This is a genomic window from Xanthomonas sp. WHRI 7065, from assembly GCF_040203115.2.
In the GTDB taxonomy this organism is placed as follows: domain Bacteria; phylum Pseudomonadota; class Gammaproteobacteria; order Xanthomonadales; family Xanthomonadaceae; genus Xanthomonas; species Xanthomonas arboricola.
The window spans coordinates 1,857,988-1,874,688 of the sequence record NZ_CP168194.1 but is presented as its reverse complement, the minus strand read 5'-3'; the positions used below and the strand labels follow the sequence as shown (position 1 = coordinate 1,874,688).

Here is a 16,701-nt window from a genome sequence, read left to right as displayed (position 1 = left end):
TCAGATTGCAATGCGATTCGAAGTTGTCACATTAACGCAACTTTCACGCCATAGCCTGCGCTCACTTTCTCAGGTCGCAAGGCACATATGAAACTTTCTCCCACCCTGCTTGGCTCCGCCCTGCTGCTGGCGCTGGCCGCACCCGCTGCGCACGCCGAAATCGCCATCGACGTGATCGGCGGCTCGGAGATGTCGCTCGAAGGCCTGGTCCAGGCCGACGGCAACTGGTTCCACAACGATGTGCAGGACCTCAATGGCCCGATCGGTGCCAATGGCGACAATTCCGAGTTCAGCATCCGCCGTGCCGAGCTGGTGCTCAAGGGCAAGGGCCCGGGCAATTTCGAATGGGTGGCCGGTTACGACCCGAGCGTGCTGAAGGAAGTCACCATCCGCGGCACCACTATCCGTAGCACCGGGCGTTTCCTCGACAACAACATCAAGTACAAGTTCGCCGGCAACGCCAACAATTACCTGCAGGTCGGCCAGTTCAAGCAGCCCAACAGCCTGGAAGAGCTGTCCAGCACCAAGAACAACGACTTCGTCTCCAAGGCCGCAGTGACCAACACCTACGGCATCTCGCGCCGGCTGGGCGTGGCCTACGGCATGGGCGACAACGACTGGAGCATCACCGCCAGTGCATTCGGCCGCGAACTGACCCGCAACCAGGCACACGGCAGTGGCTACGGCGCGCGCGGCACCTGGGCGCCGATCAACGAGAGCGGCAACGTGCTGCACTTCGGTCTGAGCTACCTGGGTTATGACACCGACGACGACACCTTGCGCCTGCGCGCACGCCCGGACGCCGACCTGACCACGGTGCGCCTGATCGACAGCGGCGCCATCACCAACGTGGACAGCGTGGGTGTGGCCGGCGCCGAGGCGATGTGGATCACCGGCCCGTTCAAGCTGCAGAGCGAGTTCTTCCAGGAAAACGCCAAGCGCATCGGCAACAACGCCAACGATTACAAGAGTGACGGCTGGTACGTCAGCGGCGTCTGGAACATCACCGGCGAGACCTGGGGCTACAAGGCCGGCGTGCCGACCACCCCGCTGCCGAACGCGCCGGCCTCGGGGATGTGGCAGCTGGCGGTGCGCTACGACACCCTGGACCTCAACGACGGCCACCTGGTCTCCAACGGCACCACCCCGTTCGTGGACGGCGTGCTGGGCGGCAAGATGGACGTGTGGACGATCGGTGCCAACTGGTACTGGCGCTCCAACTTCAAGTTCGCACTCGACTACGCGAAGGTGGAAAGCACCCGCTACAACAGCGCCACGCGTGGCCTGGTCGACGACAACCCGTCGATCATCGAGGCACGTGCTCAGTTCTATTGGTAAGTGCGCGCTGGATCGGCCGCCGTGCTGCGCTCCCGTGAGCGCGCCACGGCGGCAACCATCCTGATCCGACCCGGCAACGCGCCCCACCGCAACGCCGTCATATGCATGTCATCTCCCGGACATCGCGCAGTCATGCCCCTGCCCTGCAATGGCACGACCGCGGGACGTCCTCATCCCTTCGCTACAGGAGCTGTTCCGTGATCCACTCTCTGAAGACCCGTCTGGCCGTCGGCGTGCTCACCGCCTCGCTGGCCTTGTGCGCCCAGGCCGCCGATGTCACCGGCGCCGGTGCGTCGTTCATCTACCCGGTGATGTCCAAGTGGTCGGCCGACTACAACGCGGCCACCAAGAAGCAGGTCAACTATCAATCGATCGGTTCGGGCGGCGGCATCGCCCAGATCAAGGCAGCCAGCGTGGATTTCGGCTCGTCCGATGCGCCGCTCAAGCCGGAAGAACTGGCCGCGGCCGGCCTGGCGCAATTCCCGTCGGTGATCGGCGGCGTGGTGCCGGTGGTCAACGTGCCCGGCGTGGCGGCAGGCGCGCTGAAGCTGGACGGCAAGACCCTGGGCGACATTTTCCTGGGCAAGGTCAGCACCTGGAACGACCCGGCGATTGCCGCGCTCAACCCGGGCGTGAAGCTGCCCGACGGCAAGATCACCGTGGTGCATCGCTCCGACGGTTCGGGCACCAGCTTCAACTTCACCAACTACCTGTCCAAGGTCAACCCGGACTGGAAGGGCAAGGTCGGCGAAGGCACCGCGGTGCAGTGGCCGACCGGCATCGGCGGCAAGGGCAACGAGGGCGTGGCCGCGTACGTGAAGCAGATCAAGGGCGGCATCGGCTACGTCGAGCTGTCGTATGCGCTGCAGAACAAGATGGCCTACACCGCGATGAAGAACGCCGCCGGCAAGTTCGTGCAGCCGTCCGACGAGACCTTTGCAGCCGCCGCCAACAGCGCCGACTGGGGCAACAGCAAGGACTTCTACCTGGTGATGACCAACGCCTCCGGCGACAACGCCTGGCCGATCACCGCCACCAACTTCATCCTGGTGCAGAAGAAGCCCAAGAATCCGGCCGGCCTCAAGAACACGCTGGAGTTCTTCCGCTGGGTCTACAGCAAGGGCGATGCGCAGGCCAAGCAGCTGGACTACGTGCCGCTGCCGGACAGCCTGGTGACCCAGATCGAAGGCTACTGGGCCAAGAACCTGCCCAAGTAACCCCAGCCACAGCGACAGGAACGACGCCGTCTCTCTCCCCGGCGTCGGCACCGGGACGCGGCCCCCACGGGGTCGCGTCTTTTTTGTGATGCCTTCTCCAAAAGGCACTGTCATGCACGTGTAACAAAAACATCATTTCATAGCGTGGTCTGCCGGGTCCCCCGGCCAACCCAGCCTCGGAGCTTCCATGAAACTGCAGTCGGCCAGCCTGACCGCCCTGTCCCTCACCATCGCCCTCGCCCTGGCCGCCTGCTCGCCCGGCAAGGATGCGCAGTCCGGCGACACCGCCAAGGGTGCCACCGCCGCAGGTGCCACCGCTGGCGACAGCAAGAGCGCCGAGATCTCCGGCGCCGGTGCGTCCTTCATCTATCCGCTGGTCTCCAAGTGGTCGGCTGACTACAACGCCGCCACCGGCAACAAGGTGAACTACCAGTCGATCGGCTCCGGCGGCGGTATCGCGCAGATCAAGGCCGGCACGGTGGACTTCGGTTCTACCGACAAGCCGCTGGACAGCGCCGAACTGCAGCAGGCCGGCCTGGGCCAGTTCCCGTCGGCGATCGGCGGCGTGGTGCCGGTGGTGAACCTGGAAGGCATCGCACCGGGCAAGCTGCGCCTGACCGGCGCGCTGCTGGGCGACATCTTCCTGGGCAAGGTCACGATGTGGAACGACGCGGCGATCGTCGCGGCCAATCCGGGCGTGACCCTGCCGGCGACCAAGATCAACCTGGTGCATCGCTCCGACGGTTCGGGCACCACCTTCAACTTCTCCAACTACCTGTCCAAGGTCAGCCCGGAGTGGAAGAGCAAGGTCGGCGAAGGCACCTCGGTGCAGTGGCCGGGTGGCGTCGGCGGCAAGGGCAATGAAGGCGTGGCCTCGTACGTGCAGCAGATCAAGGGTTCGATCGGTTATGTCGAACTGGCCTACGCACTGCAGAACAAGATGCCCTACGCCTCGCTGCAGAATGCGGCCGGCCAGTGGGTGGAGCCGAATGCGGAAAGCTTTGCCGCCGCTGCCGCCAGCGCCGACTGGGCCAACGCCAAGGATTTCAACCTGGTGATCACCAACGCACCGGGTGAGAAGGCCTGGCCGATCACCGCGACCAACTTCATGCTGATGCACAAGCAGCCCAAGGATGCGGCGCGCAGCAAGGCGACGCTGGACTTCTTCAAGTGGGCGCTGGACAACGGCCAGGCCCAGGCCAGCGAACTGCATTACGTGCCGCTGCCGCCGGAACTGGTCAAGCAGATCCAGGCCTACTGGGCCAGCGAGTTCAAGTGATGCCCTGCACCCGCTGTGATGGCGGGCTGCGCTGCGGTGAGGTGCCTGCGGGTGCCTCGCCGTTCCTGCTGTCTCACGCTCCCGCCAGTGCGCGGGTGACGAGTCCAATCGAATGAATGCCACCGCCATTCCCGAAGCGATGACCGCCCCGCGCGGCCGCGACCTGCGCGATGCACGTGCCGATCGCCTGTTCAAGCTTGCGCTGGCCGCCACGGTCGTCTTCGTCCTGTTGGCGCTCGGCAGCGCCGCGCTGTCGATGCTGTGGGGCGGGCGCCATGCCTTGCAGATGCAGGGCCTGAGCTTTTTCTATTCCGCCGACTGGAATCCGGTGGAAAACAAATACGGCGCGCTGGCGCCGATCTACGGCACCCTGGTCACCGCCTTGGTTGCGATGGTGATTGCGGTGCCGGTGAGTTTCGGTATCGCGTTCTTCCTCACCGAGGTGGCGCCGCGCTGGCTGCGCGGCCCGGTCGGCACCGCCATCGAACTGCTGGCCGGCATCCCGTCGATCATCTATGGCATGTGGGGCTTGTTCGTGCTGGTGCCGGTGATGACCGAGCACGTGACGCCCTGGCTCAACGATCACCTGGGCACGCTGCCGTTGATCGGCCCGTTGTTCCAGGGCCCGCCGTTGGGAATCGGGTTGCTGACCGCAGGCTTCGTGCTGGCGATCATGGTGATTCCGTTCATCTCCTCGGTGATGCGCGAGGTGTTCCTGACCGTGCCGACGCGCCTGAAGGAATCGGCGTACGCGCTGGGGTCGACCAAGTGGGAAGTCAGCTGGGACATCGTGCTGCCCTACACCCGCTCTGCGGTGATCGGCGGCGTGTTCCTGGGCCTGGGCCGTGCGCTGGGCGAAACCATGGCAGTGGCGTTCGTGGTCGGCAACACGGTGCGGCTGTCGCCGTCGCTGCTGGAGCCCGGCACCACCATCGCCGCGCTGATCGCCAATGACTTCGGCGAGGCCACCGAAACCTATCGCTCGGCATTGCTGCTGCTGGGCTTTGTCTTGTTCATCGTGACCTTTATCGTGCTGGCGATTGCGCGCTTCATGCTGATGCAGCTGTCGCGTCGGGAGGGCAACTGATGTCCTCGGTCTCGCAATCGTTGTACAACCGCCGCCGCGTGACCAACGCGATCGCACTGTTGCTGTCCTGCGTCACCGCGGTGTTCGGCCTGTTCTTCCTGGGCTGGATCCTGTGGACCTTGTTGTCCAAGGGCGTGCCAGGCATCGACGTCAACCTGTTTACCAAGATGACACCGCCGCCGATGCAGGAAGGCGGCCTGCTCAATGCCTTCTTCGGCAGTGCGGTGATGTGCGGCCTGGCGCTGGCGATCGGCACGCCACTGGGCATTGCCGCCGGCACCTGGCTGGCCGAATACGGCAATGCACGCAAGGCCGGGTTGGTGGTGCGCTTTGTCAACGACATCTTGTTGTCGGCACCGTCGATCGTGCTGGGGTTGTTCGTCTACACGCTGTACGTGATGCAGACCGGTGGGCGCTTCTCCGCGTTTGCCGGCGCGCTGTCGCTGGCCTTCATCGTGCTGCCGGTGGTGGTGCGCACCACCGATGAAATGCTGCGCCTGGTGCCGGCGCAGATGCGCGAAGCGGCGTTGTCGCTGGGTATCCCGCAATGGAAGGTCACCGTGCAGGTGCTGTATCGCGCCGCATCGGCCGGCATCCTCACCGGCATCCTGCTGGCCCTGGCCCGCATCAGCGGCGAGACCGCGCCGTTGCTGTTCACCGCCTTTGGCAATCAGTACTGGAACAGCAACGTGTTCCAGCCGATGGCCAGCGTGCCGGTGATCATGAATCAGTTCGCCGGCAGCCCGTACGAGACCTGGCAGACCCTGGCCTGGTCCGGCGCGCTGGTGCTGACCGTGTTCGTGCTGCTGGTGAGCCTGGGCGCGCGCGCCCTGCTATTGCGCAACAAGATTTCCAATGACTGACATCTCCCTCCGGACACCCGACATGAACGATCTCCAAAACGCCATGCCGATGCATCGCATCGCCGTTCCGGCCGCCAAGGGAGCACCGGCCGCGCAGGCGCCGGTGAAAGTGGCCGCACGCAATCTGGACTTCTATTACGACAAGTACCACGCGCTCAAGGGCATCAACATCGAGATCCCGGAAAAGCGCGTCACCGCGCTGATCGGGCCGTCGGGTTGCGGCAAGTCCACCCTGCTGCGCATCTTCAACCGCATCTATGCGCTGTATCCGAAGATGGAAGCGCGCGGCGAAGTGCTGCTGGACAACGAAAACATCCTGTCGCCGAAGTACCCGATGAACCGGCTGCGCAGCAAGGTCGGCATGGTGTTCCAGAAGCCGGTGCCGTTTCCGATGACGATCTTCGAAAACGTCGCCTACGGCATCCGCCACCACGAAAAACTGTCCAAGGCCGACATGCAGAACCGGGTCGAGCAGGCGCTGCGCCAGGGCGCGCTGTGGGACGAGGTCAAGGACAAGCTGGGGCAAAGCGCGCTGGGCCTGTCCGGCGGCCAGCAGCAGCGGCTGTGCATCGCACGCGCAGTGGCGCTACGCCCGGACGTGTTGCTGCTGGACGAACCGACCTCGGCGCTGGATCCGATTTCCACCAGCCGTATCGAGCAGCTGGTGGAAGAACTCAAACGCGAATACACCATCGTGATCGTGACCCACAACATGCAGCAGGCGGCACGTGTCTCCGACTACACCGCCTTCATGTACCTGGGCGACCTGATCGAGCATGACCGCACCGAAACGATTTTCTCCCAGCCGTCCAAGCAGCAGACCGAGGACTACATCACCGGCCGCTTCGGTTGATGTAAGGCGGGCCATCACAACGCCGCATTGACGCAGCTCCGCCGCACTGCCCGGCACGACATTTGCATCACCTGCGATGTCGCCGGGGTTACGGCGGACATCCACCACCGCCACGAATCGAGATCACGATGAACCAGCACCTCAACGACCATATCGTCAAAAGCTACGACGAGGAGCAGCACCGTCTTGTCGCTGAGATCGTGCGCATGGGCGACACGGCGGTGGCGCAGCTGGAAGCCGCACTGGATGTGGTGGAGCGTCGCGACGACAACGCCGCGCATCGCATCGTGGTCAACGACGAGGCGATCGATGCGCTGGAGCATGCGATCAGCCACGACGTGATGCGGCTGGCGTTGCGTGGGCCGATGGCGCGCGACCTGCGCGAGATTCTGGCCGGCCTGCGTATTCCGGCCGATATCGAACGCATCGGCGATTACGCGGCCAATGTCGCCAAGCGCTCGATCGCGCTCAATTCCGCACCGCCGCTGCCGCAGACGGTGGGCCTGCGTGCGCTCGGCCAGATGGCCGCCGATGCAGTGCGCGAAGCGGTGCAGGCGTACCGCAACAAGGATGCCGATGCGGCCATCCGCGTGCGCGACGAAGATGCACGCCTGGATGCGCAATACACCGCGCTGTTCCGCGAGCTGCTGACCTACATGATGGAAGACCCGCGCAACATCACTCCCTGCACGCACCTGCTGTTCATGGCCAAGAACCTGGAGCGCATTGGCGACCACGCCACCAACATCGCCGAGAACGTGTGGTTCCTGGTCCATGGCGAACAGCCGCTGCCGCCGCGCCTGAAGCGCGACGACACCAGCACCACCGGCGTCATCTGATCGCAACAAGTGCCGGCGGCATCTGCCGGCACAGGTCGCAACGCCTTATTTCATTACGTATTCAGCTCCAAATGCCTACGGTCAACTCGCACAGGCTGTTCCTGTGACGCAGGAGTAGGCAGATGAAACGCATCATCGGATCCCTCATGGTTGTGTCGCTGTTGACGTCCGGCGCAGCGTTCGCCGCGCCGCAACAGCATGACGACCGCGACCGCGGCGCGCAGCACCACGACGCGCGTGGTCCGGACCGCCGCGACGATCATCGCGACGACAGGCACGATGACAAGCGTGACCACCGCCCCAGCGCGCACAACGACGACCACCGCAACGATCGTCGCGGCCCGCCGTATCGGCGTGGCGAGCGCCTGGCACCCGACCATCGCGGCATACGGGTAACCGACTACCGCAAGCATCACTTGAACACGCCGCAGCGCGGGCACGAGTGGCGCCGCGTGGACAACAACTACGTGCTAATTGCGGTGGCCACCGGGCTGATCGCAAGCGTGGTCGCCGCCCGCTGACGCCAGCGGTGTAGCACAGCTTCCGGGCCCGATCCGTGGCAACACGGGTCGGGCTTTTGTTTGCCGGATCGCCGCTCAGTACACGCGGGCAGGCCGCCAGCTGCCACGATCGGGCCGGCCGTGCGACCTGCTAGGCTATGCCGATGAACGAACCGGTCGACCTGCAGCCTGCCCCCTCCTTCCTGCCCATGTCGCGGCGCTTCCGCGGCTACCTGCCCGTGGTGGTGGATGTGGAAACGGGAGGTTTCGACTGGAACAAGCACGCCCTGCTGGAAATTGCCTGTGTGCCGATCGAAATGGATGCCGACGGGCGGTTTTTCCCCGGCGACACCGCCAGTGCCCATCTGGTGCCGGCGCCAGGACTGGAGATCGACCCGAAGTCGCTGGAGATCACCGGCATCGTGCTCGACCACCCGTTCCGCTTCGCCAAGCAGGAAAAGGACGCGCTGGACCATGTGTTCGCACCGGTGCGTGCGGCAGTGAAGAAGTACGGCTGCCAGCGCGCGATCCTGGTCGGCCACAACGCGCATTTCGATCTGAACTTCCTCAACGCCGCGGTTGCGCGTGTGGGCCACAAACGCAATCCGTTCCATCCGTTCAGTGTGTTCGACACCGTGACCCTGGCCGGCGTGGCCTACGGGCAGACCGTGCTGGCGCGCGCGGCACAAGCCGCAGGCCTGGAGTGGAACGCCGCCGATGCGCATAGCGCGGTCTACGACACCGAGCAGACCGCGCGGCTGTTCTGCACGATCGCCAATGCCTGGCCGGGGCCTGGCGCGGGCTGAGCGAGCCGGGAATCGGGAATCGGGATTGGGGAATCGTTAAAAAGCAGCGGGGCTCCCTGCTTGAGACATCAGCAGTTGGCGGCGCCACTGCGTGTGCCCTTACCCTCCTCCGCCCTTCGGGCACCTTCTCCCGCAGGAGAAGGAAAGCGCCAGGCACCTTGGCTCTGCGATTCCCGATTCCTGATTCCCCAATCCCCGCACCTAACCCACACAGATGCGATCGCGCCCCGCGCTCTTGGCTTGGTACAGCGCCTGGTCGGCGCGTTGCATCAGCGATGAGCCGGTGTCGTCGTCGCGCAACTTGGCCACGCCGGCACTGAAGGTCACCTGTAGGCCTTCCACGCCGCCCCAGCCGTGGCGCGCGTGGAACAGCTCGCGGATGCGCTGGCACAGCGCCTGCGCATCCTCCAGCGTCGTGTCGGCCAGCAGCAGGGCGAACTCTTCGCCGCCCAGGCGTGCCGGCAGGTCCGACGCGCGCGCGGCGGCGGTCAGCAGCACGCCGACTTCGTGCAGCACCGCATCGCCACTGGCATGCGAATAGTGGTCGTTGATGCGCTTGAAATGGTCGATATCCAGAATCGCCAGCACCAACGGGCGCGCGCTGCGGCGTGCGCGGCTGATGTCGCGCGCCAGCGCCTCGTCGAAATGCCGGCGGTTGGGCAGCCCGGTCAGGGCGTCTTCGTGCGCCTGGCGCTCGAACACATCCGACTTGATGCGCAGCCGCGTCAGCAGCTCGCTCTTTTCCTGGTTGGCCTGCAGCAAGCGCTGTGCCTGCAGCTGCAGATCTTCGGTGCGTTTGCGCACCAGTTCGGCCAGGCGTGCGTTATGGGTCTTGTAGCGGCGCAACAGGAATCGGTACACCAGCGCCAGCAATAAAATCGCACCCAGCACCGCGGCAAGGCGCACGTCCTGGCGCTGCCACCACAGCGGCAGCACCTCGAACGCCCACACCGCCTCGTGCGGACTCCAGGCACCGCCCGGGTGACGGGCCGCCACATGCAGACGGTAGCGCCCCGGCGGCAGGCCGATGAATTCCACGCTGCGTTGCCGGCCACGCTCGGTCCAGTCGTTGTCCAGGCCTTCCAGGCGCGTGCGGTATTCGATCCGCTCCGGCAGCAGAAAGCTCATGCCGACGTAGGACACGTTCAGGCGGTGCCCGCCCGGCAGGCGTGCCTGCTGTCGCCATGTCAGCGGACGTGCGTCCTGCTGCACGCTCTCGATCACCGCAGGCGGCGCGCGCCGCTCGCGAAAGCGCTGCAGGCGCGCCGGGTCGACCGTACTCACGCCGCCGGCGGTAACCACCCAGATCGATCCATCGGCACGCGCGATCATGCTCGGCCCGGAGCTGCCGTTGGCCTGCGCGTTGCCCATGCCGTCGATCTCGCCATAGCGTTCGATGACCAGCCGGCCGCGTCCATCGGCAACCGCGTTGAGCTGCGTGAGTTGCGTGCGCAACACGCCGCGATTGCTGCTGATCCAGGCATTGCCGAACCGGTCGCCGACCAGCTGGAACACCGTATCGACCGGCATGCCCTGCTCCAGACCCACGCGTGCGAGCCTGCCGTTGCGCACCCGGTACAGGCCGCGATCGGTCGAGATCCAGACAGCGTCACCGATGCGCTGAAAACCGAACACGCTCCGCGCACCGCCCAGCGCCTCCAGATTCAATTGCTGCAGTTTTCCCTCGCGCAGTACCGCCGCGCCGTCGACCGAGCCGATCCACAGCGCACCATTGATGCTGGCCAGCGCGGTCACCACGCCATCGGGCAGGCCGTCGACGGCCAGGGGCACCCGCTTGCCGTTCACCAGCTTCACCACGCCGCGCTGCGTGGCCAGCCACACCACGCCGGAGTCTTCGATCACGATGGCGCGGATATGCCCGCTGGGAATGCCCTCGGCGTCGCCGTAATGCCGCAGCAGGCGTCCGTCGCGCAGCACGAAGACGCCATCGGCATAGGTGCCCACCCACAGATCGCCGTGCCGATCCAGCGCCAGGCTGAGCACCGAGAGCTTGCGCCCGGATGGCGTGGCCACCGCCACCGGCACGATGCGCCCGTCCGGCAGCATGCGATCCAGGCCGGCGGTGCTGGCGATCCACAGGCTGCCGTCGCGGTCTTCCAGCACCGCGCGGGCGTAGTCGCCGCTCAGCCCATCGCGTTGGCTATAACTGCTGAACAGGGTTTCGCGCAGCCGAAACAGCCCGCCGTTGGCGCCGACCCAGATGCTGCCTTCGGCATCCTCGCGCAGGCTGACGATGCGCCCGGTCGGCAGGCTGCGACCAGCCGGCAGATGCTCCACTCCATGACTGCCGATGCGCAGCAGCCCCTGATTTTCGCTGCCCAGCCACAGGTCGCCATGGTGGTCCTGCAGCATCGCGGTGAAATGGCCCTGCCCGGGCACCCGCCGCACCAGCTCGGCAGTCTCGCCCCGCAACCGATACAGCTGCTCGCCGGCGACGACCCACAGCGTGCCGTCCGGCGCGCGGTATGGCCACGCCAGCCCCGCCGGCAGGCCGAACGCGGCCGGGGCGCGATGCATGCGCCCGTCCGGTTCGCGGTAGATCAGGCCGTCCAGCGTGCCGATCAGCAGCCGGCCCTGGTCGTCGAACGCCATGCGCGGAAAGCTGCTCTGCAGCGGCACGCCATCGCGCGGCGGAAAATACTCGAAGCGCCCATCCGGCCACAGGCAGCCCAGCCCGTGGCCCTCGAACAGCAACCACATGCGGCCGTGCGCATCCATGGTCATTGCATGGATCAGCGCCTGCGGCCACTGTCCCTGCCGCTGCCAGTGCCGCCACTGCCCGTCGCTGCCGTGCCGCACCAGATTGCCGCGCGCATCGCTGAGCCACAGCGCCCCGTCGTGGTCGACGTACAAGGCGCCGACGCCGTTGTCGGGCAGGCCGGGACGCGTGCTGCGGTCGATGATGCCGAATTCCAGGCCGTTGTAACGCACCAGGCCTTCCCAGGTGGCGAACCACAGGTAGCCATCGCGGGTCTGGGCGATATCGCGCAAGGAGTTGTGCGGCAGGCCGTTACGCGAGCTCCAGCTGTCGATCGCGTAGTCGCGCAGTGGCGCCGTGCCGGCCGGTGCAGCCAGTGCCGCGAGCGAGCACAGCGCCAGCAGCATGCAGACAACGGCACCGAGCCAGCGCTGCGGCCGCTTGTCTCCCCGTGCCGACGCCTTGGCATCGCATCCGTTCTCGCCCGTCGACCAGGCCCCCGCCCCATCTCTCATCAGACATAACACGCCGTTCGCTGCCGATATGGTAGGCAAAAACGGGCACGCGCGCCGGTGGATCTCCGCATGCCTGGGCGAAAGTCATATGCAGCGCGCTACCTGCGCTCCAGAGACTGCAGCGGCAAGTGCACCGGCGCCATGGTTTGCGCAGATCGGCTGCTGCGTGGGTGCGCGGATCGAACCGCGCCGCACGCGCGATCTCGCCATGCCGATCGATCTGCGCGGTTCGCCATTGGCACACACGTGCGATGCAGAGTGGTTGGCAACACAGGGCGAACAGTCGCCAGCTGGATGCGGACGACGCGCAGCAAGCGCAGTGCACGGGTGGTGCATGCCGAGTCAGGGCATCGGCCGCTCCCGCGCTCACCTGGCGGTGAGCGCAGTCGTTTCGGTCGCCGCTTCAGGCGCCCAGGCGCTGGCGTACCGCTTCGAACAGGGTCACGCCGGCGGCCACCGACACATTGAGGCTTTCGATATCGCCCGGCATCGGGATCTTGACCAGGCCATCGCAATGCTCGCGGGTGAGACGACGCAGGCCGTCGGCCTCGCCGCCGAGCACCAGCCCGACGTTGCCGCGCAGGTCCACGCTGTACAGCGACGCCTCGGCTTCGCCGGCCAGGCCATATAGCCACACGCCCTGCTTCTGCAGATCGCGCAGGCAACGCGCCAGATTGGTCACCGCGACCACCGGAATACGGTCGGCCGCACCGGCCGAGGTCTTGCGCACGGTCGCGTTGACGGTGGCCGACTTGTCCTTGGGAATGACCACCGCAGTGACGCCGGCCGCGGCCGCGCTGCGCAGGCATGCACCGAGATTGTGCGGGTCCTGCACGCCATCGAGGATCAGCAGCAAGGCACGTCCCTCGGCTGCGGTCACCAGCGCTTCGAGCTCGTTTTCGGCCCACAGCCGCGATGCGGCATAACGCGCGACCACGCCCTGGTGGCGCACCTGCCCACCGACGCCATCGAGTGCCTGGGTGTTGACCCGGCGCACGTCGATGCCCTTGCGGCGGGCCTGCTCTTCGATTTCGATCAGGCGCGGATTCTTGCTGCCGGCCTCGATCAAGACCTCGCGCACGTTGTCTGCGTCGTTCTCGACGGACGAGGCGACGGCGTTGACGCCGACGATCCACTGATTCTGCTTGCTGCTCATTGCGCCGGATACGAAGAGATAAAGGGGAATGGTAGGGCCTGCGGCCTGCCACGTCACGGCCGGAGCGCAGACGGCGCTGCCAGCACGGAGATCGCGTTGTTCCTGGGCCACAGCCAGAACTTCAGCACGCTGTACGGCCAATTGCGGGGATCGAAGATGGCGCTCGCGCCGTCGTGATGGTGCCGGCACCTGCACGCACCCGCTGTCGCGCCCCCTCTGCGGTAGGCATTCACGCCTGCGGGCGCGGACTCACACTGGCCACTGCGCGGTATCGTGATCCGGATGCTGCCTTGACACCACATCGGCCAGAAACGCCAATGCGGCGACATCGTCCTCGGTGGTGCGCGCCGGCAGACCGGCCAATGCATCGACGAAGGGCAGCTTGCGCTCCACCCCGTACTGGATTGCCGGAGGCAGCCGCTCGGGCGTATCGAACGCACCGGCAGCAATCGCCAGGCCATCGGGCGCTTCATAGGTCAGCGGCGTTCCACATTCGGCGCAGAAGCCACGCGACACCAACGATGAAGAGGTGAAGCGCTTCGGCTCGCCGCGGGTCCAGCTGAACTCGGTACCGCGCACCGAAACCAACGGCGCGTAGTAGGCACCGAAGGCCTTTTGACACATGCGGCAATGGCAGATCGAGGCGTCCGTCAGCCTGCCGCGCACGTGGAAACGCAGGGCACCGCATTGGCAGCCACCGCTGTACTCGATTGCTGCGTCCATCGTCGCCTCAAGCCTTGGAAGTGGGCACCCAGCGCGCGTTACGAGCGTCTGCCCGCAACGACCTGCAGCTCAATATCGGGCGGTCCGTACGCATCGCGAGCCGCCGTCGGACGGCGGCTCGCGGTCCTGCAGACGCGCTTAGTACTGCTTCTTCTTGCGCTTGGCCGGCTGAGCGCTCGGCGGCGGCGGCGGTTCGGGCGAATCGCCGCGATCCTCGGCCAGGCGGAAGTCGATCTTGCGCTCCTCCATGCTGGCCTTCAGCACCAGCACCCGCACCGGATCGCCCAGACGGAACGTGCGGCCACGGCGCTCGCCACTGAGCGTCTTGCGGATCGGATCGAACTGGTAATAGTCCTGCGGCAGCTGGGTGACATGCACCAGGCCGTTGACCTTGGACTGGGTCAACTCCACGAACAGGCCGAACCCGGTCACGCCGCTGATCACGCCATCGAACTGGCCGCCGACATGCTTTTCCATCCATGCGGCGCGATACCGCTCGTCGACTTCGCGTTCGGCTTCGTCGGCACGCCGACCACGCTCGGAACACTGCAGCGACAGGGACGCCATCTGACGCGGGGTATAGATGTATTTTTCCGGGCTGGCACCGGTCAGGGCGTGCTTGATCGCGCGGTGCACCAGCAGGTCCGGGTAACGCCGGATCGGCGAGGTGAAGTGCGCATACGCCTCAAGCGCCAGACCGAAGTGGCCGTTGTTGTCCGGCGAATACACCGCCAGGCTCTGGCTGCGCAGCAGCACCGATTCCAGCAGCGCCGCGTCGGGGCGCGCGCGCACCTTCTTCAGCAACTTGGTGTAGTCGCCGGGGCGCACCTTGCTCCATGCCGGCAGGCTCAGCTGGAATTCCTTGAGGAACTCCAGCAGGTCTTCGTATTTGCTCTCCGGCGGCCGCTCGTGCACGCGGTACGGCGCCGGCACATGCATGCTCAGCAGGTAACGCGCGGCCTCGACGTTGGCGGCGATCATGCATTCTTCGATCAGCTTGTGCGCATCGTTGCGCACCAGCATGCCGGCCTGGGTGACTTCGCCGGTGTTGTCGAGCACGAAGCGCACTTCGGAGGTCTCGAACTCGATCGCGCCACGCTGCGTGCGCGCCTTGGACAGCACGTTGTACAGCTGGTGCAGGCGCTGCACCTGCGGCAGCAACGGGCCGATGAAGGCCTTGGTGTCGGCGTCGTCTTCGCCCACCGCCTTCCAGACCTGGTTATAGGTCAGTCGCGCATGCGAGTTCATCACCGCTTCGTAGAAACGCGAACCGGTGACTTCGCCGTCGCGGCCCACCTGCATGTCGCAGACGAAGCACATGCGGTCGACCTTGGGCATCAGCGAGCAGATGCCGTTGGACAGCGTCTCCGGCAGCATCGGCACCACGAACCCCGGGAAATACACCGAGGTGGCGCGCTTCTGTGCTTCATCGTCCAGCGGCGTGCCCGGACGCACATAGTTGGACACGTCGGCGATCGCCACCACCAGACGGAAGCCGTCGGCATTGGGCTCGCAATACACCGCGTCGTCGAAATCCTTGGCGTCTTCGCCGTCGATGGTGACCAGCGGCATCTGCCGCAGATCCACGCGCCCGCCGATCATTTGCGGCTCGACCACCAACGGCACTGCCGCGGCTTCGTCCAGCACTTCCTGCGGGAATTCGTGCGGCAGCTCATGGCCATGGATGGCCATCTCCACCACCAGCGACGGAGTGAGCTTGTCGCCGAGCACCGCGATGATCTTGCCGATCGCCGGGCGCCGCGCGTCCGGCGGCGCGATCAGTTCGCACACCACCAACTGCCCTTCGCGCGCATCGCCGATGCCATCCGGTGCGATCTGCACGTTGCGTTGCACGCGCTTGTCGTCCGGGTCGACATAGGCCACGCCATGCTCATAGAAGAAGCGTCCGAGCATGCGTGACATGCGGCGTTCGAGCACACGCGCGATCGCACCTTCGCGACGGCCACGGCGGTCGATGCCGGTGACGTTGGCCAGCGCACGATCGCCGTGCATGACCTTGCGCATTTCGTAAGGCGGCAGGAACAGGTCGTCGCCACCTTCGTCCGGCTTGAGGAAACCGAAGCCTTCCGGATTGGCGATCACCACGCCGGCGATCAGGCTGGTCTGCTGCACCGGCGCGTAGCCGCCGCGACGGTTCTGCACCAGCTGCGCTTCGCGCACCATCGCCGCCAGGCGCTTGCCCAGCGCGTCGATGCGGTCGCTGAGATTGAGTTGTTCGGCGATTTCCTCGGCGGTCTGCGGGCCATCGCAGGCGTCGAGCAACTGCAGGATGGCCTCGCGGCTGGCGATCGGCTCGGCGTAGCGCAATGCTTCGCGATCGGCATGCGGGTCCTTGAACTCCGCCGCCGGCGCGGGCGCTTCGGTCGGCGCCTGCTGGAAGCGTTCCGGCGGCGGCGCCGGCGGACCGCTCTTGCGCGGATGCGGTGCGCGTGGTGCCGGCGGCGTGGGCAGCGCGGGCGCTACCGGCAGCTCGGGCGAGGCGTTGGCGGCCTTGTCGGCAGCGCGTTTGTTGGCGGACTTGGTCGACGCACCGGCGGCGGCGCGGACCAGGAAGTCCGGCATCCAGCCCGGCAACTTCTGTTTTTCGGCGGTGGTGGACTCGCCCGGGCTGGTGGACTTGCGGCGACTGGGCCGATCGGAATCTGGGGTGTTTTTCTTTGTCATTGCTTACATGGTACCCCTTGCGGACGCGCCATGGGCAGCAAGCCTCGCCCGGCCGGCCATCATTGCCGCTCGCCAGGCATTGACAAGCCCGCCGGGAGTCTGCAAAATTCGCGGCTCACCT

At 66.0% G+C, this 16,701-nt stretch carries 13 protein-coding genes and 1 other RNA gene; 9 read left to right on the top strand and 5 right to left on the bottom strand.

Going from position 1 to position 16,701, the window contains the following annotated elements; genetic code table 11:
* Window positions 1-87 precede the first annotated feature (87 nt).
* The 9 genes from ABQY64_RS08095 to rnt all read left to right on the top strand — a co-directional run bounded on the left by ABQY64_RS08095 (window position 88) and on the right by rnt (window position 8,782).
* Window positions 88-1,338, top strand: coding sequence for an OprO/OprP family phosphate-selective porin (locus tag ABQY64_RS08095; RefSeq protein WP_016902476.1), 1,251 nt, complete (start codon window positions 88-90; stop codon window positions 1,336-1,338).
* Between the two features lie 197 nt (window positions 1,339-1,535).
* Complete coding sequence (gene pstS / locus ABQY64_RS08090) at window positions 1,536-2,555, top strand: phosphate ABC transporter substrate-binding protein PstS (protein ID WP_161961418.1); 1,020 nt, start codon at window positions 1,536-1,538, stop codon at window positions 2,553-2,555.
* A gap of 187 nt (window positions 2,556-2,742) precedes the next feature.
* Window positions 2,743-3,834, top strand: a complete 1,092-nt coding sequence (gene pstS, locus ABQY64_RS08085) for a phosphate ABC transporter substrate-binding protein PstS (RefSeq protein ID WP_016902478.1) — start codon at window positions 2,743-2,745, stop codon at window positions 3,832-3,834.
* A gap of 112 nt (window positions 3,835-3,946) precedes the next feature.
* The gene (pstC, locus tag ABQY64_RS08080) at window positions 3,947-4,921 is read left to right on the top strand and encodes a phosphate ABC transporter permease subunit PstC (protein ID WP_349779951.1); all 975 of its coding nucleotides are present in this window, start codon (window positions 3,947-3,949) and stop codon (window positions 4,919-4,921) included.
* Entirely contained in the window at window positions 4,921-5,784 is an 864-nt protein-coding gene (pstA, locus tag ABQY64_RS08075; protein ID WP_039520545.1) for a phosphate ABC transporter permease PstA, read from the top strand. The genes pstC and pstA overlap by 1 nt, the downstream gene beginning before the upstream one ends.
* 22 nt (window positions 5,785-5,806) lie before the next feature.
* Complete coding sequence (gene pstB, locus ABQY64_RS08070) at window positions 5,807-6,637, top strand: phosphate ABC transporter ATP-binding protein PstB (protein ID WP_016902480.1); 831 nt, start codon at window positions 5,807-5,809, stop codon at window positions 6,635-6,637.
* A gap of 128 nt (window positions 6,638-6,765) precedes the next feature.
* The gene (phoU, locus tag ABQY64_RS08065; RefSeq protein WP_005994733.1) at window positions 6,766-7,476 is read left to right on the top strand and encodes a phosphate signaling complex protein PhoU; all 711 of its coding nucleotides are present in this window, start codon (window positions 6,766-6,768) and stop codon (window positions 7,474-7,476) included.
* Between the two features lie 122 nt (window positions 7,477-7,598).
* Entirely contained in the window at window positions 7,599-7,997 is a 399-nt protein-coding gene (locus ABQY64_RS08060; protein WP_039511722.1) for an RcnB family protein, read from the top strand.
* Between the two features lie 137 nt (window positions 7,998-8,134).
* Window positions 8,135-8,782 (top strand): ribonuclease T, encoded by a 648-nt coding sequence (gene rnt / locus ABQY64_RS08055; RefSeq protein WP_102252196.1) that lies wholly within the window; start codon window positions 8,135-8,137, stop codon window positions 8,780-8,782.
* A 201-nt stretch (window positions 8,783-8,983) separates the two neighbouring features.
* On the opposite strand, the gene ABQY64_RS08050 is transcribed toward rnt, so the two are convergent.
* The 5 genes from ABQY64_RS08050 to rnr all read right to left on the bottom strand — a co-directional run bounded on the left by ABQY64_RS08050 (window position 8,984) and on the right by rnr (window position 16,580).
* Entirely contained in the window at window positions 8,984-12,016 is a 3,033-nt protein-coding gene (locus ABQY64_RS08050) for a diguanylate cyclase domain-containing protein (protein WP_349779950.1), read from the bottom strand.
* Between the two features lie 260 nt (window positions 12,017-12,276).
* A non-coding RNA gene (locus tag ABQY64_RS08045) (sX9 sRNA) lies at window positions 12,277-12,352 on the bottom strand.
* Between the two features lie 67 nt (window positions 12,353-12,419).
* The gene (gene rlmB / locus ABQY64_RS08040; RefSeq protein WP_349779949.1) at window positions 12,420-13,172 is read right to left on the bottom strand and encodes a 23S rRNA (guanosine(2251)-2'-O)-methyltransferase RlmB; all 753 of its coding nucleotides are present in this window, start codon (window positions 13,170-13,172) and stop codon (window positions 12,420-12,422) included.
* A 249-nt stretch (window positions 13,173-13,421) separates the two neighbouring features.
* A complete protein-coding gene (locus ABQY64_RS08035; protein ID WP_349779948.1) occupies window positions 13,422-13,895 on the bottom strand; it encodes a GFA family protein in 474 nt (157 codons plus the stop codon).
* 138 nt (window positions 13,896-14,033) lie between these two features.
* Window positions 14,034-16,580 carry a ribonuclease R gene (gene rnr, locus ABQY64_RS08030; RefSeq protein WP_349779947.1) on the bottom strand — a complete coding sequence of 849 codons (2,547 nt, stop codon included), beginning with the start codon at window positions 16,578-16,580 and terminating at the stop codon, window positions 14,034-14,036.
* Window positions 16,581-16,701 lie beyond the last annotated feature (121 nt).